Below are 21,508 nucleotides of genomic sequence, written 5' to 3'. Positions count from 1 at the left end.
CGTCGCTGGCAAGCCAGCTCCCACAGGGATTTGTGTTGTTCGCAAAATCTGTGTTCAACACAAGCACCTGTGGGAGCTGGCTTGCCAGCGATGAGGGTACCGCGGTCTCACTGATCCGGCTCACACCCCTTCAACACCAACCGGATAATCGTCTGCGCCGCCGCTTCATAATCCGCTTCGTCCAGCTTGTCCTTGCCGGTGATTGCGGAAATCTGCCAGTCGAAGTCGGCGTAGGTCTGGGTCGCGGCCCAGATGCTGAACATCAGGTGATTGGGGTCGACCGGGGCGATCTGGCCGCGGTCGATCCAGCTCTGGATGCAGTCGATGTTGTGCCTGGCCTGGCTGTTGAGTTGCTCGACCAGATCGGCGTTCAAGTGCGGGGCGCCGTGCATGATTTCGCTGGCGAACACCTTGGACGCGTGGGGCAGGTCGCGGGAGATGCGGATCTTCGAGCGGATGTAGCCGCTGAGCACTTCGCTCGGCACGCCGTCCGGGTTGAACGGAGTGGAGGCCTGCAGGATCGGGCCGATGATGCTTTCCAGCACCTCGCGGTAGAGGTTTTCCTTGGACTTGAAGTAGTAGTAGACGTTGGGCTTGGGCAATCCCGCCTTGGCGGCGATGTCGCTGGTTTTGGTCGCAGCGAAGCCCTTGTCGGCAAACTCCTCGCTGGCGGCACGCAGGATCAGTTCTTTGTTGCGCTCGCGGATTGTGCTCATAAACCCGGTGGTTCCTTGCCTGTTCTGGCGGTTGCGCATGGTAGCACCGGCCTCGCGCGTGGCTCAAGAATGCCCCGTGTGGCCCGCCGTCGCGGTATGCTGCACGGCATTATTCACATAAGGAAACAAGATTCATGGCAGGAAGCAGTTTGCTGGTGCTGATCGACGATATCGCCACGGTTCTGGATGACGTGGCGTTGATGAGCAAAATGGCCGCGAAGAAGACCGCCGGGGTGCTTGGCGACGATCTGGCGCTCAATGCCCAGCAGGTCTCCGGGGTGCGCGCCGAACGGGAAATTCCCGTGGTCTGGGCGGTCGCCAAGGGCTCGTTCCTGAATAAGTTGATCCTGGTGCCGTCGGCGCTGGCGATCAGTGCGTTTGTGCCGTGGCTGGTGACGCCGCTGCTGATGGTCGGCGGCGCCTATCTGTGTTTTGAAGGCTTCGAGAAGCTCGCGCACAAGTTTCTGCACAGCAAAGCCGAAGATGACGCCGATCACGCACAACTGAGCGCGGCAGTGGCCGAACCGACCACCGATCTGGTGGCCTACGAGAAGGACAAGATCAAAGGCGCGATCCGCACCGACTTCATTCTTTCGGCGGAGATCATCGCCATCACCCTCGGCACCGTGGCCGATGCGTCGCTGACCCAGCAAGTGATCGTGATGTCCGGCATCGCGATTGTCATGACCGTTGGCGTCTATGGTCTGGTGGCCGGCATCGTCAAGCTCGACGACCTGGGCCTGTGGCTGACACAGAAATCCGCCCCGGCAGCGAAAAACATCGGCAACGCGATCCTGCGCGCGGCGCCGTACATGATGAAAGGCCTGTCTGTGATCGGCACGGCGGCGATGTTTCTGGTTGGCGGCGGCATCCTGACCCACGGTATTGCGCCGGTGCATCACTGGATTGAAGGTGTGGGTGCGGCGGCGGGCAACGCCGGGTTTGCGGTGCCGGTATTGCTCAATGGTGTGGCGGGGATTATTGCCGGTGCGGTGGTGCTGGCGGTGGTGTCCGTGGTTGGCAAGATCTGGAAAGCCGTGAAAGGCTAAACGCCCGACACATAACAACTGTGGGAGCGGGCTTGCTCGCGAATGCTGTAGTCCAGTCAATATTTACGTCGACTGTTACTGCGCTTTCGCGAGCAAGCTCGCTCCCACATTGTTTTGTGTCAGCCGTTTTTACTCGGCAATCTGCAACTTGCGCGACTCGGTGTAGACGTAACGCACTTTCTCGTACTCGAACGGCGAGTTCATCTGGCCGTAGCGGAAGTGGGTCTGGTAGCGCTTGTCGACGGCGCGCAGGGCCCAGATTTCCGGGTGATTTTCGCTGACTTTCGACACGTTCAGGTAGTTGATCGCCGATTCGGCGCTGTAGTCCACGGCCAGGCCGGCGGTGTCGCGAATGTTCGACGGGCCGAGGATCGGCAGCACGAAATAGGCGCCGCCCGGTACCCCGTAGAAGCCCAGGGTCTGGCCGAAGTCTTCGCTCTGGCGCGGCAGGCCCATGGCGGTGGCCGGGTCCCACAGACCGGCGATGCCGATGGTGGTGTTAAGCAGCAGCCGCGCGGTGGTTTCCATCGAACGCTTGCCCTTGAACTGCAGCAGGCTGTTGACCAGGTTCGGCACGTCGCCAAGGTTGTTGAAGAAGTTGCTCACCCCGGTGCGCAGAAAGCTTGGCGTCACGTAGCGATAACCGTCGACCACCGGCAGGAACACCCATTGGTCGAAGCGGTAGTTGAAGTGGTAGACGCGGCGGTTCCACGACTCCAGCGGGTCATAGACATTGAGCGCGTTGAGGGTCGAACGCTCGAATTCGCGCTGGTCCAGTCCCGGGTTGAACTTGAGTTTGGACAGCGGCTCCTTGAAGCCGTCGCTGTCGACCACCACTGGCGCGTTGGCTTTGCTGTTGTCGGCCTGGGCCACGCCTGCACTGAGGAGCGCTGCAATCAGCAGGAGATATTTAGCCACGGAAGAACTCCAGCATGGCGTCGCTGTTGACGCGGTAGTTAAGGTTGCCGCAGTGGCCACCCAGTGGATAAACGGTCAGGCGATCACCGAAGGTCTTGCGCAGGAAACCCAGGTCGCCCGGGCCGAGGATCACGTCGTCGGCGTTGTGCATCACGGCGATTTTCGGGCTGTCATGCAGGTAATCCTTGAGTGCGTACAGGCTGACCTGATCGACCAGTTGCAGCAGGCTGCCGCCATCGGTGCGGGCGCGCCACATCGGGATCACCTGATTGGTCAGGTAGCAGTCAAAGTCGCATTGCAGCGCACGCTTGAGGAACGGCGTGAGGCTGGTGCCTTCGGTGATCGGGAATTTCGGCGGGGTGATCAGGCCGCGACGGTTGATCAGGTCCGAAGTAAAGGCGATGTCGGCCGCCGAGAAACGGAACGAGGTGCCGATCAGCATCGCCATCTGCTCGTTGGTCAGGTGCTGTTTTGACTGCTGGAAGTCATAGAGCAGGGCGTCGTTGAGGTCGATGTAGCCTTTCTGCTGGAAGTAGCGGGTCAGCTTGCCCAGCACCAGTTCATAGAAGGTGGTGCTGTTGTTGATGCCTTTCACCTCGGTCTGCACCAGCTTGTCGAGGTTGGTGATCGAGGTGTAGAGGTTGACCGGCGGGTTGAGCAGCAAGACTTTCTTGAAGTTGAAGCTGCGCCGGGTTTCGTCCAGGTGCGCGACGAACGCGGCATCCAGGGCGCCGAGGCTGTAACCGCTGAGGTAATACTCGGTGACCGGCAGTTTCGGATGCTGCGCGCGCACGGCCTGCATCACCCGGTACATGTCTTCGGCGTCTTCCTTGGTGATGCCGGGTGTGGCAAAGCGTGAGGCCGCGCTGATGAAGTCGAAGCTGGTCGGCGACGACAGTTGCACGACGTTATAGCCGGCCTTGTAGTAGAGCTTCTTCAGGTATTCGTTGAGCGTGCTGTCATAGCGCGCGCCGGTGCCGGCGATCAGGAAGATCAGCGGCGCCGGTTTGTCTTGTGTGGCGATGCGGTAGGTGAGTTTCTTCACCGCCCAGAAATTGTCCGGGAGGATGAAGGCCCGTTCCGGGCGCAGGGTGATGCTGTGGTCGGACTGGTTGATGTCCTCGTCCGCCGGCAATTCCGGGCGCAGGTCTGGCGGCGTCGTGGCGATGGTCGCCTCGAACGGATTGGTCAGGGGATAGCCATAACTGGCGGCATCGATATCCACCGCCAGTGCGGACGCACTCAGAATAAGGCCGCTGAACAGCGCGGCGAAGCGCAAGGAACGGAGCATGACTGGATCCCTTAAAGGAAGGTGCCGAATGAAGTTCGCAGGCTATGACCACCGGGTTTGCGCCAAAGTGCCATGCCTCGGCACCAAACAGGCAGAATTCGGAGTAATAGTAGCTGGACGATACACTTTGCATGGCGCGGATGACCAGTTAACAGTTGTTAGTGCTTGCCAACGGTAGAAGTCCGATTAAGCTGGCCGCCGATTTCCGAAGATTGGAGTGCTTCATGTCCCGCCGCTTGCCCGTGATTCTGTTGCTCGTTCTGCTGCCGCTGTGGCTGGCGGCCAGTTATGGCGCGCGTTATGGTTTCATGGAGGACGGACAATGGGTCGGTATCTGCGTCGATGAGGCGAGCCGTTGGGAATGCGCGGTGCGCTCCAATCTCGGGCTGCTGATTCACTTCAAGGTATTGGGCTGGACGGCACTGGGTGCGGCGCTGCTCGGGTTTGTCGTGCCTGGGCGCGCAGGATGGTGGCTGGCGGTGCTGGGGTTGGTGTTCGGGTTGCCGGCGCTGGCGTTGTACAACACTACTTTGGCGGTGTTTGCGCTGGTGATTGCCGGGTTGCGGTTGGTCCGCGAGTCCCGTAGCGCCTGATGGGAAAAGATCGCAGCCTGCGGCAGCTCCTACAGATGTCACGCTTTATGTAGGAGCTGCCGAAGGCTGCGATCTTTTGACCTTGCTGTTTTGATCAGTGACGGCGAACCCGCAGACAGCGCCATAACGCTGCCACCATCAAACCACTGACCAGCGCCCAGCCCCAGGCCTGCTGATTCTGCAAGCCTTCCTCGAACAGCTGCGGCGCAATACCTGCACCGATGATGAAAGTCAGCAAAGCGATTTCCCGCCGCGGCACGCTCACCGGGCGGCACAGGTACACCAGCGCCGGCAGAATGAACGCCATGCTGGCGAAGCTGCGATAACGCGCGTCGAACACCATCTCCAGCATCATCACCGCCGCCGCGAAACCGGCCGCTGCCACCAGCCAGCCGGCGCGACGCTGCAGCAGATTGAACGCGCGTTCACGCCAGCCTTCACGGGCACTCAGGCTCAACGCGGCATGCGCCAACACCAGCAGATTCAGCACGGTCAACAAACCGACCCACAGCCATTCGCCGGCAAATCGCGTGGTCACTCGCGCCAGATCGCCCCAGGCACCGATCGAGCAGGCAGCCAGCGCGCCAAGCAATGGCAGGAGCAACGCCGATCGCGCGCTGCGCACCCGGCCACCGAGCAGCAGCGTGCCGAGGAAGATCAGCCCGCCAACGCCTAGCCATTCCTTCCAGTACGGCACGTTGGTCACTGGCCCGGCGAGAATCCCCTTGTCCTGACGATCCGCGTCGAACAGGCCCCAGTAGCCGCCGACCGCACCTTCGCTGCCGCGTTTCCATGGCTGGTCGAACGCTTCGATCAGGTTGTAATGCCAGCCTTCCTTCTCGGCCATCGCGACAAAACCGCGAACGAATTTGGCCTCATTGACCCGGCTCGGCAGGGCGGTCTCGCGCTGGCGGCCTTCGCTGGGCCAGCCGGTTTCGCCGATCATCACGTCCTTGGGCGCGAACTTGTTGCCGAACACCTGACGCACATCCGCCACATGTTGCAGGGCGACATCGATGTTCGACGGATCATCTTCCCAGTACGGCAGCAAGTGAATGGTCAGGAAATCCACCGCTGGCGCGACTTCCGGGTGCTTGAGCCAGAACTCCCAGACATCGGCATAAGTGACTGGCTGCTTGACCTGGCTCTTGACCTTGTTGATCAGCCGGGCCAGTTGCGCGCCGGTGACTTCCTTGCGCAGCAGGGCTTCGTTGCCGACGATCACCGCGCTGACCACGTCCGGGTTGGCGTTGGCCGAGGCGATCAGCAGGTCGACTTCCTTCTCGGTGTCCACCGGGTTGCTGTTGACCCAGGCGCCGATCATCAATTTCAAACCGTGCTTGCGCGCCAGAGCCGGCAGGGCTTCGAGGCCGGTCATGGAGTAGGTGCGGATGCATTCGAAGCGGGTCGCCAGCAGCGCGAGGTCGGCGTCCATGCGCTCCGGGCGTAGTTTGAACGGCACGTCGAACGGCGACTGATCCTTGTCGAACGGCGTGTAGGACGCGCATTGCAACTTGTGCGTCGGGGTCGCGGCGTCCGGCAGGATCACCGGTTTGCCGAGGCCGTACCAGAAGCCGCCCAAGGCCAACAGGCCGAGCAGGCAAGCGAAGAGATAGGGGAGGAGCGGGAAGCGGGACGTCGCGGACATGGTCAGGCCGAGTGGCTGCAAAGCGACGCATGTTACCTGCATTTATCTGCCGGTTGGTGGCCGGCATGCTTTGCCATGCAAAGTTCGGGCGGATTGGCTGGCGTCATTTATTGCGCTGCGATTAATGGCTTTCTGATGTCGTTTCTCGTTGTCTTGAGGTCGCTGCCAGAGAAGGTCGCTGTTGGCGTCAGGCCGATGATCGAAAGCGTCAGTACTCCACTGACAGTCGGGCAGGTTTGCGGTCGGGCGTGATGGAGGCGCCGTGCACCATAACAATACGTTGACGATGTCCGGCATCCGCCGGGCGCAGCATTTCGGGGAAGTAACGATGAAGATGCGACGACTTTTAGGCGCAGGTGCCGCTCTGGTACTTGCGATGAGTTCCACATTCGCCAGCGCTGAAAAACAGACCCTGAACATCGGTTACGTTGACGGCTGGTCCGACAGCGTCGCGACCACCCACGTGGCGGCCGAAGTGATCAAACAGAAACTCGGCTATGACGTGAAGCTGCAAGCCGTCGCCACCGGGATCATGTGGCAGGGCGTGGCCACCGGCAAACTCGACGCGATGCTCTCGGCCTGGCTGCCGGTCACCCACGGCGAATACTGGACGAAGAACAAGGATCAGGTCGTCGATTACGGCCCGAACTTCAAGGATGCAAAAATCGGCCTGATCGTGCCGGAGTACGTCAAAGCGAAATCGATCGAAGACCTGAAAACCGACGACAGCTTCAAAAACCGTATCGTCGGCATCGACGCCGGGTCAGGCGTGATGCTCAAGACCGATCAGGCGATCAAGGATTACGGCCTCGACAAATACACCCTCAAGGCCAGTTCCGGCGCCGGCATGATTGCCGAGCTGACCCGTGCCGAGAAGAAGAACGAATCGATTGCGGTCACTGGTTGGGTGCCGCATTGGATGTTCGCCAAGTGGAAACTGCGCTTCCTCGACGACCCGAAAGGCGTGTACGGCGCGGCTGAAACCGTGAACAGCATCGGCAGCAAAGAGCTGGCGACCAAAGCGCCGGAAGTGGCCAAGTTCCTGAAAAACTTCCAGTGGGCGTCGAAAGACGAGATTGGCGAAGTCATGCTGGCGATTCAAGACGGCGCCAAGCCTGACGCCGCGGCCAAGGATTGGGTGGCCAAACACCCGGATCGTGTGGCTGACTGGACTAAATAAAAGTCCAATCAACGCCGGACACTGTGGGAGCGGGCTTGCTCGCGAAAGCGCTGTAACAGTTGACAGAATGTTGCCTGATACGGCGCCTTCGCGAGCAAGCCCGCTCCCACAGTTTTTTTTGTGTACTGAAAATTGGCGAAAACGTCATGTCGTTCTAATACTAAGGTCGTCTGGAAGCCGTTCCGCAGCCGCATACAGTGGATACGTTCCAACAATAATCTGTGCTGCGAGGATAAAAACAATGAACGACAGCATTTACCTCTCGATTCAAAACAGCCCGCGCTTCAAGGAGCTGGTGCGAAAAAGAGAACGATTCGCCTGGATACTCTCGGCGGTCATGCTCGGGCTGTACTCCGGATTCATCCTGCTGATCGCCTACGGGCCGCAAGTGCTCGGGGCCAAACTCAGTCCCGGGTCTTCGATTACCTGGGGCATTCCGATCGGTGTCGGGCTGATTGTCTCGGCCTTTATCTTGACCGGCATCTACGTGCGACGCGCCAACGGCGAGTTCGACGACCTGAACAATGCGATTCTCAAGGAGGCTCAGCAATGATCCGGCGTCTACTGGCTCTTTTGAGCATCGCAGCGTTCGCGCCCGCCGTCTGGGCCGCTGACGCTCTGACCGGCGAAGTGCACAAACAACCGCTCAACGTTGCCGCGATCGCCATGTTCGTGGTGTTCGTCGGTGCGACGCTGTGCATCACCTACTGGGCGTCCAAGCGCAACAAATCCGCTGCCGACTACTATGCGGCGGGCGGCAAGATCACCGGTTTCCAGAACGGTCTGGCGATTGCCGGTGACTATATGTCGGCGGCGTCCTTCCTGGGCATTTCCGCGCTGGTGTTCACCTCCGGCTACGACGGCCTGATCTACTCGATCGGCTTCCTGGTCGGCTGGCCGATCATTCTGTTCCTGATCGCCGAGCGCCTGCGTAACCTGGGCAAATACACCTTTGCCGACGTGGCGTCCTACCGCCTCGGGCAAACCCAGATCCGCACTCTGTCTGCCTGCGGTTCGCTGGTGGTGGTGGCGTTCTACCTGATCGCGCAAATGGTCGGTGCCGGCAAGCTGATCCAGCTGCTGTTCGGTCTCGACTACTACGTCGCGGTGATTCTGGTGGGGATCCTGATGTGCCTGTACGTGCTGTTCGGCGGCATGCTGGCGACCACCTGGGTACAGATCATCAAGGCGGTGCTGCTGCTGTCCGGTGCTTCGTTCATGGCGCTGATGGTAATGAAACACGTCAACTTCGACTTCAACATGCTGTTCTCCGAGGCGGTCAAGGTTCACCCGAAAGGTGAAGCGATCATGAGCCCGGGCGGCCTGGTGAAAGACCCGATTTCGGCGTTCTCCCTTGGCCTGGCGCTGATGTTCGGTACCGCTGGCCTGCCGCACATTCTGATGCGCTTCTTCACTGTGAGCGATGCCAAGGAAGCGCGTAAGAGCGTGCTGTATGCCACCGGCTTCATTGGTTACTTCTACATCCTGACCTTCATCATCGGCTTCGGCGCGATCCTGCTGGTCAGCACCAATCCGGCGTTCAAGGACGCGGCGGGCGCTCTGCTCGGCGGCAACAACATGGCGGCGGTGCATCTGGCTGACGCGGTGGGCGGCAGTATCTTCCTGGGCTTCATCTCGGCGGTGGCGTTCGCGACCATTCTGGCGGTGGTTGCCGGTCTGACCCTGGCCGGTGCGTCGGCGGTGTCGCACGACCTGTATGCCAGCGTGATCAAGAAAGGCAAGGCCAACGACAAGGATGAGATTCGCGTATCGAAGATCACCACCATCGCGCTGGGCGTGCTGGCCATCGGCCTGGGCATCCTGTTCGAAAGCCAGAACATTGCGTTCATGGTCGGCCTGGCGTTCTCCATCGCGGCGAGCTGCAACTTCCCGGTGCTGCTGCTTTCGATGTACTGGAAGAAGTTGACTACCCGAGGGGCGATGATTGGTGGCTGGCTGGGGCTGGTGAGTGCGGTGGGGCTGATGATTCTTGGCCCGACCATCTGGGTGCAGATTCTGCATCACGAGAAGGCGATCTTCCCTTACGAGTATCCGGCGCTGTTCTCGATGATCATTGCGTTTATCGGGATCTGGTTCTTCTCGATCACCGACAAGTCGGCGGCGGCCGAGAACGAGCGGGCGCTGTTCTTCCCGCAGTTTGTGCGGTCGCAGACGGGGCTGGGGGCGAGTGGGGCTGTGTCTCACTGATTGCTTGATGGTTGTTTGAATGCCCTGATTGAGAGATCGGGGCATTTTTTGTGGGCGGTTATCGGAGTGGAATTGTGGGCATATCCGTTGCTGCGGTAACGGCGGCTTAGGGTTTCGCCCTTACGGCGACTCACTTTTTTTACAAACGGCGCCTAAAAAAAGTAAGCAAAAAAACGCTTGCTCCTACGTCCGGCCCGCTCGCTAACGCTCGGGGTTCCTTCGCTGCGGGATTGATCCGGGCGCAGCGCCTACGGTTTGCTTCGCTGCACCTCCTCTCGCTGTGTTTGGCTTCGCCAAACGGTCGCTGCGCTCCCACCCCCGGATCAACCCCTCCACTCAGCCTCCCGACGTCGCCTGCAGATCAAAAGCTGCAGCCGAGCTAACGCTCATCCTGTTGAGTGGTGAGAAGCGGATGCGGTCTGCCTTGGCTTTTCTGTAGGAGCGAGCCTGCTCGCGATGGCGGCCTGACAGCCGACCTGATTCTTCAGGTTGAACACATCCCCTGTAGGAGCTGCCGAAGGCTGCGATCTTTTGATCTGCTTTGGCTTTGGCTTTTGATCTAGCTCTTGCTCTGGCTTTTGACTTTCCGCCCCTTCGGCAGGCCGAGCGTAGGTGTTCATCAGGGGGTAGGCGCGCAGCGCCATGCGGCGAAGCCGCATACATCGAGAGGAGGTGCAGCGAAGCAAACCGTAGGCGATGCCCCCTGATGGACACCGTAGCGAGGGAACACTGAGCCTAAGCGAAGTGCCGTACGCCGGGGCATAGCCTTTTGGGTTACCTTTTCGGCGTTTGGAAAAGGTGACTCGCTGTAAGAGCGAAACCGCCAGCCGCAACACCCGAAGCAACGGATATGCCCCCAACCCCAAAACCCCAGTCGGCCCGAAGGCCGCTGCGACCAAGACCAAAACAAAAACGGCCCCTATATAAATAGGGGCCGTTCCCGATCCAGCCTCAAACCATCATCGCAATAAAAATCTTATTTGCGGTCTTCCAGCTTGGTGATATCACGCGACTCGTAACCCGTGTAAAGCTGGCGCGGACGGCCAATCTTGTACGGGCTGGAGAGCATTTCCTTCCAGTGCGAAATCCAGCCTACAGTACGTGCCAGGGCAAAAATCACGGTGAACATGCTGGTCGGAATGCCGATCGCCTTGAGGATGATCCCCGAGTAGAAGTCGACGTTCGGGTACAGCGAGCGTTCGATGAAGTACGGGTCGGTCAGGGCGATCTCTTCCAGGCGCATGGCCAGTTCGAGTTGCGGATCGTTGTTGATGCCCAGTTCCTTCAGCACTTCGTCGCAGGTCTGCTTCATTACAGTGGCGCGCGGGTCGCGGTTCTTGTAGACGCGGTGACCGAAGCCCATCAGCTTGAACGGATCGTTCTTGTCCTTGGCCTTGGCGATGAATTTGTCGATGTTCGACACATCGCCAATCTCGTCAAGCATGGTCAATACCGCTTCGTTCGCACCGCCGTGGGCAGGGCCCCACAGTGCGGCGATGCCGGCGGCGATACAGGCGAACGGGTTGGCACCCGAGGAGCCGGCCAGGCGCACGGTAGAGGTCGAAGCGTTCTGCTCGTGGTCGGCATGGAGGATGAAGATCCGGTCCATGGCCTTGGCGAGTACCGGGCTGATCGGTTTGATCTCGCACGGGGTGTTGAACATCATGTGCAGGAAGTTTTCCGCGTACGTCAGGTCGTTGCGCGGGTACATCATGGGTTGGCCCATGGAGTACTTGTAAACCATCGCTGCCAGGGTCGGCATCTTGGCAACCAGACGGATCGCGGAAATTTCGCGATGCTGCGGGTTATTGATGTCCAGGGAGTCGTGGTAGAAGGCCGAGAGGGCGCCGACTACACCGCACATGACGGCCATCGGGTGGGCGTCGCGGCGGAAGCCGTTGAAAAAGGTTTTCAGCTGCTCGTGAACCATGGTGTGGTTTTTCACGGTGCTGACGAACTGGGCCTTCTGTTCTGCGGTCGGCAGTTCGCCGTTGAGCAGCAGGTAGCAGGTTTCCAGGTAGTCCGACTTTTCAGCCAGCTGTTCGATCGGGTAGCCGCGGTGCAACAGAATGCCGTTGTCGCCGTCGATATAGGTAATCTTCGATTCGCACGAGGCGGTCGACATGAAACCCGGGTCGAAAGTGAAGCGGCCCGTGGCCGTCAGGCCCCGAACATCGATTACATCGGGACCAACGGTGCCGGTTAAAATGGGCAGCTCGACGGGGGCTGCGCCCTCGATGATCAACTGCGCTTTTTTGTCAGCCATGTGGCCTCCTATTTATGCTTGAACCATCAGACAGACCCCCCACGCAGGGCCCGCACCACTATAGTGAGATAAATTCGAATGTCAATTTGCCTAAAGTCTTGCTCCAGAAGGCTTTAAGCGCACTTTTTCCTCGAAATTGCCTGCCATTTACGCCTTTTATACGACTTGTGCAATCAGCTATTTGGGGTAGGTGATTGCGTTGTCATTAGTAGCCTAACTGTCTATACTCGGCCACCGACCGCCAAGGGCTTTTGGGCTTGCTTTCATTGGGGGTCGCATCCCTGGGTGGTGGTTACCTGACCAGTGCACTCCCCAACAACTTTGCCCTGATTGTTAGGGGCTCTTCAGTGTGAAAAAAAAGCCGTGAAAAGCCAACGACCTGTAAACCTAGACCTAAGGACCATCAAACTCCCAGTCACTGCTTACACGTCCATTCTTCACCGAATCTCCGGTGTCATCCTCTTTGTGTGCCTTGCCATCATGCTTTATGCATTGGACAAGTCGCTGAGCTCCGAGGAAGGCTTCGGTCAGGTGAAAGCGTGTCTGACCAGTCCGCTAGCCAAGCTAGTGATTTGGGGCATCCTGTCCGCTCTGCTGTATCACCTGGTTGCCGGTGTGCGCCACTTGATCATGGACATGGGCATCGGTGAGACGCTGGAAGGCGGCAAGCTGGGCTCGAAAATCGTTATCGCCGTTTCCGTGGTGGTAATCGTTCTGGCAGGAGTCTGGATATGGTAACTAACGTCACGAACCTCTCGCGTTCGGGCCTCTATGACTGGATGGCGCAACGTGTGTCTGCGGTCGTTCTCGCGGCTTACTTCATCTTTCTGATCGGATACGTCGTGGCCCACCCAGGCCTCGAGTATGCCCAGTGGCATGAACTGTTCGCCCACAACGGAATGCGTATTTTCAGCCTTCTGGCCCTGGTTGCCCTTGGCGCTCACGCCTGGGTCGGCATGTGGACCATCGCGACCGACTACCTGACGCCAATGGCGTTCGGCAAGTCCGCGACGGCTATACGTTTCCTTTTCCAGGCAGTATGCGGCGTTGCGATGTTCGCTTACTTCGTCTGGGGTGTGCAGATTCTCTGGGGTATCTGAGTCATGGCTAACATTCCAACGATTTCTTTCGACGCCATCATTATTGGTGGTGGCGGTGCCGGCATGCGCGCTGCGCTGCAGCTGGCACAGGGCGGTCACAAGACTGCGGTGATCACCAAGGTTTTCCCGACCCGTTCGCACACTGTATCCGCCCAGGGCGGTATCACCTGCGCAATCGCGTCCGCTGACCCGAACGATGACTGGCGCTGGCACATGTACGATACCGTCAAGGGTTCCGACTACATCGGTGACCAGGACGCTATCGAATACATGTGTCAGGAAGGCCCGGCTGCCGTGTTCGAGCTGGACCACATGGGTCTGCCGTTCTCGCGTACCGAGCAAGGCCGTATCTACCAGCGTCCGTTCGGCGGTCAGTCGAAAGATTACGGTAAAGGCGGGCAGGCTGCCCGTACCTGCGCCGCTTCCGACCGTACCGGTCACGCGCTGCTGCACACCCTTTATCAGGGCAACCTGAAAGCCGGTACCACGTTCCTGAACGAGTACTACGCTGTTGATCTGGTGAAAAACCAGGAAGGCGAATTTGTCGGTGTGATCGCGATCTGCATCGAAACCGGCGAAACTTCGTACATCCGCGCCAAGGCCACCGTACTGGCGACTGGCGGTGCCGGCCGTATCTACGCCTCCACCACCAACGCCCTTATCAACACCGGTGACGGCGTTGGTATGGCGCTGCGTGCCGGTGTGCCGGTGCAAGACATCGAAATGTGGCAGTTCCACCCGACCGGCATCGCCGGCGCCGGTGTACTGGTTACAGAAGGTTGCCGTGGTGAAGGTGGTTACCTGATCAACAAGCACGGCGAGCGTTTCATGGAGCGTTATGCTCCGAACGCGAAAGACCTGGCTGGTCGTGATGTGGTTGCCCGTTCGATGGTTAAAGAGATCATTGCCGGCAACGGTTGCGGTCCGAATGGCGACCACGTGATGCTCAAACTCGACCACCTGGGCGAGGAAGTGCTGCACAGCCGTCTGCCAGGCATCTGCGAACTGTCGAAGACGTTCGCACACGTTGACCCGGTGGTTGCTCCGGTTCCGGTTGTTCCGACCTGCCACTACATGATGGGCGGCGTTGCCACCAACATTCATGGTCAGGCAATCACCCAGAACGCCGAAGGCGTGGATCAGATCATTCCTGGTCTGTTCGCGGTCGGTGAAGTGGCTTGCGTATCGGTACACGGTGCCAACCGTCTGGGCGGCAACTCGCTGCTCGACCTGGTGGTATTCGGCCGCGCTGCCGGCCTGCACCTGGAAAAGGCGCTGAGCGACGGCATCGAATACGACGACGCGACCGAATCCGACATCGAAGCTGCCCTGGCACGTCTGAACGCGCTGAACGGCCGCACTGATGGCGAAGACGTGGCAACCCTGCGTCGCGAGCTGCAAAGCTGCATGCAGAACTACTTCGGTGTATTCCGTACTGGCGAATACATGCAGAAGGGTATCGCTCAGCTGGCCGATCTGCGCAAGCGCATCGCCAACGTGAAGATCAACGATAAGTCGCAGGCGTTCAACACCGCGCGTATCGAAGCTCTGGAACTGCAAAACCTGCTGGAAGTGGCTGAAGCTACCGCCATCGCGGCCGAAGTACGTAAAGAGTCCCGCGGCGCTCACGCCCGTGAAGACTTCGAAGACCGTGACGACGAAAACTGGCTGTGCCACACCCTGTACTTCCCGGGTGAGAAACGCGTCGCCAAGCGTGCCGTAAACTTCTCGCCGAAGACTGTTCCGACTTTCGAACCTAAAGTCCGGACTTATTAAGGGTGACCGCCATGTTGCAAGTCAGTGTTTATCGCTACAACCCTGATCAGGACGCTGCGCCGTTCATGCAGGAATTCCAGGTCGATACCGGTGGTAAAGACCTGATGGTGCTGGACGTGCTGGCCCTGATCAAAGAGCAGGACGAGGGTTTTTCCTATCGTCGCTCTTGCCGTGAAGGCGTCTGCGGCTCCGACGGCATGAACATCAACGGCAAGAACGGCCTGGCGTGCATCACGCCGCTGTCCGCTGTCGTCAAAGGCAACAAGCTGATCGTTCGTCCGCTGCCAGGTTTGCCGGTTATCCGTGACCTGGTCGTCGATATGAGCATCTTCTACAAGCAATACGAGAAGGTTAAGCCATACCTGCAGAACGACACGCCGGCTCCGGCCATCGAGCGTCTGCAGTCCCCTGAAGAGCGTGAAAAGCTCGACGGTCTGTACGAGTGCATCCTGTGCGCCTGCTGCTCGACTTCGTGCCCGTCCTTCTGGTGGAACCCGGACAAATTCCTGGGTCCAGCTGCGCTGCTGCAAGCCTACCGCTTCCTGGCAGACAGCCGTGACACCAAGACCTCCGAGCGTCTGGCTTCGCTCGATGACCCGTTCAGCGTGTTCCGCTGCCGGGGCATCATGAACTGCGTCAACGTATGTCCGAAAGGCCTGAACCCGACTAAGGCCATCGGTCACATCCGTAACATGTTGCTTTCGAGCGGCGTGTGATTCAGCTGCTGTAACCGTAGGACCGCTGTACCGAAGAGGCTGTGGCGCGGGCTTCAACCCGCGTCATGGTCATAACCAGAGCAGTAGCCACAAGCTGCCGCTCTTATTTTGAAGAAATGAGACAAGCAGGGGCATCCGGGCTGGTACCCGGACTATCAGCGTGATCCTAAGTGGCTTGTTTTGGTCGCTGCATTCGGACTTCTGCAAGTTTGCTCGGTATTGACGCCGATGGTGTTCCCCTAACCGAGGGTGACCAAGCATGCAAGAAAGCGTGATGCAGCGCATGTGGAACAGCGCCTACCTTTCAGGTGGAAACGCTGCCTATGTGGAAGAGCTCTACGAGCTCTACCTGCACGACCCTAACGCTGTGCCAGAAGAGTGGCGCACCTACTTTCAGAAGTTGCCTGCCGACGGCAACTCTGCCACTGATGTTTCGCACTCCACAATTCGCGATCATTTCGTGCTGCTGGCAAAGAACCAGCGCCGCGCCCAACCGGTTTCCGCCGGCAGCGTGAGCAGTGAGCACGAGAAGAAGCAAGTTGAAGTGCTGCGATTGATCCAGGCCTACCGTATGCGTGGCCACCAGGCAGCCCAGCTTGACCCGCTGGGGCTGTGGCAGCGTCCTGCACCTGCAGACCTGTCGATCAATCATTACGGCTTGACCAATGCCGATCTTGATACGACCTTCCGTGCCGGCGACCTGTTCATCGGCAAAGAGGAAGCGAGCCTACGCGAAATTCACGAAGCGTTGCAGCAGACATATTGCCGCACCATCGGCGCTGAGTTCACGCACATCACCGATTCCGAGCAGCGCCAGTGGTTCCAGCAGCGTCTGGAAAGCGTGCGCGGTCGTCCGACCTACTCGGCCGACATCAAGAGCCATCTGCTCGAGCGCGTGACCGCCGGTGAAGGCCTGGAAAAATACCTGGGCACCAAATACCCGGGCACCAAGCGTTTCGGTCTGGAAGGCGGCGAAAGCCTGATCCCGATGCTCGACGAGCTGATCCAGCGTTCCGGTTCCTACGGCACCAAGGAAGTCGTCATCGGCATGGCCCACCGTGGCCGTCTGAACGTGCTGGTCAACACCTTCGGCAAGAACCCGCGCGAGCTGTTCGACGAGTTCGAAGGCAAGAAGAAGGTCGAGCTGGGTTCCGGTGACGTGAAATACCACCAGGGCTTCTCGTCCAACGTGATGACCGCCGGCGGTGAAGTTCACCTGGCCATGGCGTTCAACCCGTCCCACCTGGAAATCGTTTCCCCGGTGGTCGAAGGTTCGGTGCGCGCCCGTCAGGATCGTCGTAACGATCCGACCGGTGAGAAGGTTCTGCCGATCTCCATCCACGGTGACGCTGCGTTCGCAGGTCAGGGTGTGGTCATGGAAACCTTCCAGATGTCGCAGACCCGCGGTTTCAAGACCGGCGGTACCGTGCACATCGTGATCAACAACCAGGTCGGTTTCACCATCAGCAACCCGCTGGACTCGCGTTCCACCGAGTACGCCACCGACGTTGCGAAGATGATCCAGGCGCCGATCCTCCATGTGAATGGTGATGATCCGGAAGCCGTGCTGTTCGTGACCCAGCTGGCCATCGACTACCGCATGCAGTTCAAGCGTGACGTGGTGATCGACCTGGTCTGCTACCGTCGTCGCGGCCACAACGAGGCCGACGAGCCGAGCGGCACCCAGCCTTTGATGTACCAGCAGATCACCAAGCAGCGCACCACTCGTGAGCTGTACGCTGATCGCCTGACTCAGGCCGGTGTACTGGACGCGGAACGTGTTCAGGCCAAGGTCGACGAGTACCGCAACGCGCTGGACAACGGTCTGCACGTCGTGAAGTCGCTGGTCAAAGAGCCGAACAAAGAGCTGTTTGTGGACTGGCGTCCGTATCTGGGCCACGCCTGGACTGCGCGTCACGACACGCGTTTCGATCTGAAGACCCTGCAGGAACTGTCCGCCAAGCTGCTGGAAATTCCGGAAGGCTTCGTGGTTCAGCGTCAGGTCGCGAAGATCTACGAAGACCGTCAGAAGATGCAAGCCGGCGGCCTGCCGATCAACTGGGGTTACGCCGAAACCATGGCGTACGCGACCCTGGCGTTCGAAGGTCACCCGATCCGCATGACTGGTCAGGACATCGGCCGCGGTACGTTCTCGCACCGTCACGCCGTGTTGCACAACCAGAAAGACGCGGGCACCTACATTCCGCTGCAGAACCTGTACGACGGTCAGCCACGCTTTGACCTGTACGACTCGTTCCTCTCGGAAGAAGCGGTACTGGCGTTCGAATACGGTTACTCGACCACCACGCCAAACGCGCTGGTGATCTGGGAAGCCCAGTTCGGCGACTTCGCCAACGGTGCACAGGTCGTGATTGACCAGTTCATCACCAGCGGCGAGCACAAGTGGGGCCGTCTCTGCGGTCTGACCATGCTGTTGCCACACGGTTACGAAGGCCAGGGCCCTGAGCACAGCTCGGCACGTCTTGAGCGTTACCTGCAGCTGTGCGCCGAGCACAACATTCAGGTGTGCATGCCGACCACCCCGGCCCAGATCTACCACTTGCTGCGCCGTCAGGTGATTCGCCCGCTGCGCAAACCGCTGGTAGTCCTGACACCGAAGTCGCTGCTGCGCCACAAGCTGGCCATCTCGACTCTGGAAGATCTGGCCGAAGGTTCGTTCCAGACCGTGATCCCGGAAATCGATGCCCTGGACCCGAAAAAGGTCGAGCGCGTGATTCTGTGCAGCGGCAAGGTCTACTATGACCTGCTGGAAAAACGTCGTGCCGAAGGTCGTGACGATATCGCCATCGTGCGTATCGAGCAGCTGTATCCGTTCCCTGAGGACGACTTGAAAGAAGTCCTGGCGCCTTACACCAACGTCAAGCATGCCGTCTGGTGTCAGGAAGAGCCGATGAACCAGGGCGCGTGGTACTGCAGCCAGCATCACCTGCGTCGCAGCATCGCCAACCTCGACAAGTCTCTGGTACTCGAGTACGCGGGCCGTGAGGCTTCTGCTGCACCTGCTTGTGGTTACGCATCGATGCACGCCGAGCAGCAGGAAAAACTGCTGCAAGATGCTTTCACTGTTTAACGCCTTCGCGCTGACTGAAACCGAATTTTAAGGACCTACAGATAATGGCTATCGAAATCAAAGCCCCGTCATTCCCGGAATCGGTTGCCGATGGCACCGTTGCCACCTGGCACAAGAAACCGGGTGAGGCCGTCAAGCGTGACGACCTGATCGTCGACATCGAAACCGACAAGGTCGTGCTCGAAGTGTTGGCTGAAGCGGACGGCGTGCTGGGCGCAATCGTTGCCGAAGAGGGCGCTACCGTTCTGTCGAACCAGGTCCTGGGCTCGATCGAAGAGGGCGGCGCTGCTGCCGCTGCTCCAGCCGCTGCTGCTCCGGCTGCTGCCGCTGCCCCGGCTGCTGCCGACGGCGAAGATGATCCTGTTGCTGCTCCGGCTGCGCGCAAGCTGGCTGAAGAAAACGGCATCAGCATCGCTTCCGTTGCCGGCACCGGCAAAGGCGGTCGTGTGACCAAGGAAGACGTGGTTGCTGCTGTGGCCGCGAAGAAAGCCGCTCCGGCTGCTGCGCCTGCCAAGGCTGCTGCTCCGGCCGCCGCGGCTCCTGTGTTCGCCGCTGGCGACCGCATCGAGAAGCGCGTGCCGATGACCCGCGTTCGCGCCACTGTGGCCAAACGTCTGGTTGAAGCGCAGTCGAACATGGCGATGCTGACCACGTTCAACGAAGTCGACATGACCGAAGTCATGGCCCTGCGTTCGAAGTACAAGGACCTGTTCGAGAAGTCCCACAACGGCGTACGCCTGGGCTTCATGTCGTTCTTCGTGAAAGCGGCCACCGAAGCGCTGAAACGCTTCCCGGCTGTGAACGCGTCGATCGACGGCGGCGACATCGTTTACCACGGCTACGCGGACATCGGCGTTGCCGTTTCCAGCGACCGTGGTCTGGTGGTACCGGTTCTGCGTAACGCCGAGCTGATGAGCCTGGCTGAAATCGAAGGCGGCATCGCCACTTTCGGCAAGAAAGCCCGTGACGGCAAACTGTCGATGGACGAGATGACCGGTGGTACCTTCACCATCACCAACGGTGGTACCTTCGGTTCGATGATGTCGACCCCGATCGTCAACCCGCCGCAGGCAGCGATTCTGGGCATGCACAACATCATCCAGCGTCCGATGGCCATCAACGGTCAGGTCGTGATCCGTCCGATGATGTACCTGGCCCTGTCCTACGATCACCGTCTGATCGATGGCAAAGAAGCTGTGACTTTCCTGGTGACCATCAAGAACCTGCTGGAAGATCCGGCTCGTCTGTTGCTCGATATTTAAAAAGCAGCGGCAAGCTGCAAGTGACAAGCCTCAAGCTAAAGCGAGGGGCTTCAAACTTGCAGCTTGCGGCTTGTAGCTTGTTGCTAAAAGAGGATTCTTTTACATGTCGCAGAAATTTGACGTAGTAGTGATCGGTGCCGGCCCTGGCGGCTATGTGGCTGCCATCAAGGCCGCGCAGCTGGGTCTCACCACTGCCTGCATCGAGAAGTACACCGACGCTGAAGGCAAGCAAGCCCTCGGCGGTACTTGCCTGAACGTCGGCTGCATTCCGTCCAAGGCGCTGCTGGACAGCTCCTGGAAGTACAAGGAAGCCAAAGAGAGCTTCAACGTTCACGGTATCTCGACCGGCGAAGTCAAAATGGACGTCGCTGCGATGGTTGGCCGCAAGGCTGGCATCGTCAAGAACCTGACCGGCGGCGTTGCCACCCTGTTCAAGGCCAACGGCGTGACTTCGATCCAGGGCCACGGCAAGCTGCTGGCTGGCAAGAAAGTCGAAGTGACCAAGCCGGACGGTTCGGTTGAAGTCATCGAAGCCGAAAACGTGATCCTGGCACCAGGCTCGCGCCCGATCGACATTCCACCGGCTCCGGTCGATCAGAAAGTCATCGTCGATTCGACTGGCGCTCTGGAATTCCAGGCCGTACCCAAGCGTCTGGGCGTGATCGGCGCTGGCGTGATCGGTCTGGAACTGGGTTCGGTATGGTCGCGTCTGGGTGCAGAAGTGACTGTCCTGGAAGCACTGGACACCTTCCTGATGGCCGCCGACACCGCGGTTTCCAAGGAAGCGCTGAAAACCCTGACCAAACAGGGTCTGGACATCAAGCTGGGCGCTCGCGTTACCGGTTCGAAAGTGAACGGCGACGAAGTCGTTGTGAACTACACCGATGCCAACGGCGAACAGACCATCACTTTCGACAAGCTGATCGTAGCCGTTGGTCGCCGCCCGGTGACCACTGATCTGCTGGCGGCCGACAGCGGCGTGACCCTCGACGAGCGCGGTTTCGTGCACGTTGACGATCACTGCGCCACCACCGTTCCGGGCGTTTACGCCATCGGTGACGTGGTTCGCGGCATGATGCTGGCGCACAAGGCCTCGGAAGAGGGCATCATGGTTGTCGAGCGCATCAAGGGCCACAAAGCCCAGATGAACTATGACCTGATCCCTTCGGTTATTTATACTCACCCGGAAATCGCGTGGGTTGGCAAAACCGAGCAGGCCTTGAAAGCCGAAGGCGTTGAAGTTAACGTCGGCACCTTCCCGTTCGCCGCTTCCGGCCGTGCCATGGCCGCCAACGATACCGGTGGTTTCGTCAAGGTCATCGCTGATGCCAAGACTGACCGCGTATTGGGCGTGCACGTGATTGGCCCGAGCGCTGCTGAACTGGTTCAACAGGGCGCGATCGGTATGGAATTCGGCACCAGCGCTGAAGACCTGGGCATGATGGTTTTCTCCCATCCGACCCTGTCTGAAGCCTTGCACGAAGCTGCTCTGGCAGTGAATGGCGGCGCCATCCACATTGCCAACCGCAAGAAGCGTTAAGACAATAAGAAACCACGGCGGTAACGGCCCGTCGTGAGCCTTGCGAGCAAGTCTCACCGCGGAATGTCCGCTGGACGCAGTCTTGCGTAGCTCAGCTACGCAAGCAGCAGTCACAGGTGGCGCGGCACTCATCAAGAGCGCAGCGCCGAATGCG

General features: G+C 59.5%; 17 protein-coding genes. 12 read left to right on the top strand and 5 right to left on the bottom strand.

The features are described 5' to 3' along the window. Window positions 1-107 precede the first annotated feature (107 nt). Window positions 108-716 (bottom strand): TetR/AcrR family transcriptional regulator, encoded by a 609-nt coding sequence (locus tag ACXR0M_RS21810; RefSeq protein ID WP_458833803.1) that lies wholly within the window; start codon window positions 714-716, stop codon window positions 108-110. A gap of 134 nt (window positions 717-850) precedes the next feature. On the opposite strand from ACXR0M_RS21810, the gene ACXR0M_RS21805 reads away from it, so the two are divergent. After that, window positions 851-1,765, top strand: a complete 915-nt coding sequence (locus ACXR0M_RS21805; protein ID WP_458833802.1) for a DUF808 domain-containing protein — start codon at window positions 851-853, stop codon at window positions 1,763-1,765. A 129-nt stretch (window positions 1,766-1,894) separates the two neighbouring features. Here ACXR0M_RS21805 and ACXR0M_RS21800 read toward each other — a convergent pair whose 3' ends face one another. After that, window positions 1,895-2,683, bottom strand: coding sequence for an MlaA family lipoprotein (locus tag ACXR0M_RS21800; protein WP_458833801.1), 789 nt, complete (start codon window positions 2,681-2,683; stop codon window positions 1,895-1,897). After that, the gene (locus ACXR0M_RS21795) at window positions 2,676-3,974 is read right to left on the bottom strand and encodes a serine/threonine protein kinase (protein ID WP_458833800.1); all 1,299 of its coding nucleotides are present in this window, start codon (window positions 3,972-3,974) and stop codon (window positions 2,676-2,678) included. The genes ACXR0M_RS21800 and ACXR0M_RS21795 overlap by 8 nt, the downstream gene beginning before the upstream one ends. Window positions 3,975-4,198: 224 nt before the next feature. On the opposite strand from ACXR0M_RS21795, the gene ACXR0M_RS21790 reads away from it, so the two are divergent. After that, window positions 4,199-4,567 (top strand): hypothetical protein, encoded by a 369-nt coding sequence (locus ACXR0M_RS21790; protein ID WP_458833799.1) that lies wholly within the window; start codon window positions 4,199-4,201, stop codon window positions 4,565-4,567. Window positions 4,568-4,661: 94 nt separating this feature from the next. Here the strand turns inward: ACXR0M_RS21790 and ACXR0M_RS21785 are convergent, their stop codons facing one another. After that, window positions 4,662-6,257: a glycoside hydrolase family 17 protein gene (locus tag ACXR0M_RS21785; RefSeq protein WP_458833798.1), complete on the bottom strand. Its 1,596-nt coding sequence runs from the start codon at window positions 6,255-6,257 to the stop codon at window positions 4,662-4,664. Window positions 6,258-6,543: 286 nt separating this feature from the next. On the opposite strand from ACXR0M_RS21785, the gene ACXR0M_RS21780 reads away from it, so the two are divergent. The 3 genes from ACXR0M_RS21780 to ACXR0M_RS21770 all read left to right on the top strand — a co-directional run bounded on the left by ACXR0M_RS21780 (window position 6,544) and on the right by ACXR0M_RS21770 (window position 9,603). Further along, complete coding sequence (locus tag ACXR0M_RS21780) at window positions 6,544-7,395, top strand: glycine betaine ABC transporter substrate-binding protein (RefSeq protein WP_458833880.1); 852 nt, start codon at window positions 6,544-6,546, stop codon at window positions 7,393-7,395. A 241-nt stretch (window positions 7,396-7,636) separates the two neighbouring features. Then, a complete protein-coding gene (locus tag ACXR0M_RS21775) occupies window positions 7,637-7,948 on the top strand; it encodes a DUF485 domain-containing protein (RefSeq protein ID WP_458833797.1) in 312 nt (103 codons plus the stop codon). Beyond that, a complete protein-coding gene (locus ACXR0M_RS21770; RefSeq protein ID WP_458833796.1) occupies window positions 7,945-9,603 on the top strand; it encodes a cation acetate symporter in 1,659 nt (552 codons plus the stop codon). Before ACXR0M_RS21775 ends, ACXR0M_RS21770 begins: the two co-directional genes overlap by 4 nt. Window positions 9,604-10,579: 976 nt before the next feature. On the opposite strand, the gene gltA is transcribed toward ACXR0M_RS21770, so the two are convergent. Next, complete coding sequence (gene gltA, locus ACXR0M_RS21765; RefSeq protein ID WP_003222994.1) at window positions 10,580-11,869, bottom strand: citrate synthase; 1,290 nt, start codon at window positions 11,867-11,869, stop codon at window positions 10,580-10,582. A 363-nt stretch (window positions 11,870-12,232) separates the two neighbouring features. On the opposite strand from gltA, the gene sdhC reads away from it, so the two are divergent. The 7 genes from sdhC to lpdA all read left to right on the top strand — a co-directional run bounded on the left by sdhC (window position 12,233) and on the right by lpdA (window position 21,354). Then, a complete protein-coding gene (gene sdhC / locus ACXR0M_RS21760; protein WP_016773673.1) occupies window positions 12,233-12,607 on the top strand; it encodes a succinate dehydrogenase, cytochrome b556 subunit in 375 nt (124 codons plus the stop codon). After that, window positions 12,601-12,969, top strand: coding sequence for a succinate dehydrogenase, hydrophobic membrane anchor protein (gene sdhD, locus ACXR0M_RS21755; RefSeq protein WP_003222999.1), 369 nt, complete (start codon window positions 12,601-12,603; stop codon window positions 12,967-12,969). The genes sdhC and sdhD overlap by 7 nt, the downstream gene beginning before the upstream one ends. Window positions 12,970-12,972: 3 nt before the next feature. After that, a complete protein-coding gene (gene sdhA, locus ACXR0M_RS21750) occupies window positions 12,973-14,745 on the top strand; it encodes a succinate dehydrogenase flavoprotein subunit (RefSeq protein ID WP_458833795.1) in 1,773 nt (590 codons plus the stop codon). An 11-nt stretch (window positions 14,746-14,756) separates the two neighbouring features. Beyond that, window positions 14,757-15,461, top strand: coding sequence for a succinate dehydrogenase iron-sulfur subunit (locus tag ACXR0M_RS21745; protein WP_003223007.1), 705 nt, complete (start codon window positions 14,757-14,759; stop codon window positions 15,459-15,461). A gap of 259 nt (window positions 15,462-15,720) precedes the next feature. Continuing rightward, on the top strand, window positions 15,721-18,552 hold the full coding sequence (locus tag ACXR0M_RS21740) for a 2-oxoglutarate dehydrogenase E1 component (RefSeq protein WP_458833794.1): 2,832 nt from the start codon (window positions 15,721-15,723) through the stop codon (window positions 18,550-18,552). A gap of 44 nt (window positions 18,553-18,596) precedes the next feature. Continuing rightward, on the top strand, window positions 18,597-19,814 hold the full coding sequence (gene odhB / locus ACXR0M_RS21735) for a 2-oxoglutarate dehydrogenase complex dihydrolipoyllysine-residue succinyltransferase (protein ID WP_458833793.1): 1,218 nt from the start codon (window positions 18,597-18,599) through the stop codon (window positions 19,812-19,814). Window positions 19,815-19,917: 103 nt separating this feature from the next. Then, window positions 19,918-21,354 carry a dihydrolipoyl dehydrogenase gene (gene lpdA, locus ACXR0M_RS21730; protein ID WP_041074385.1) on the top strand — a complete coding sequence of 479 codons (1,437 nt, stop codon included), beginning with the start codon at window positions 19,918-19,920 and terminating at the stop codon, window positions 21,352-21,354. Window positions 21,355-21,508 lie beyond the last annotated feature (154 nt).

It is taken from the genome of Pseudomonas sp. Eth.TT006 (assembly GCF_054456575.1).
This window is presented reverse-complemented; position numbering and strand designations above follow the sequence as displayed.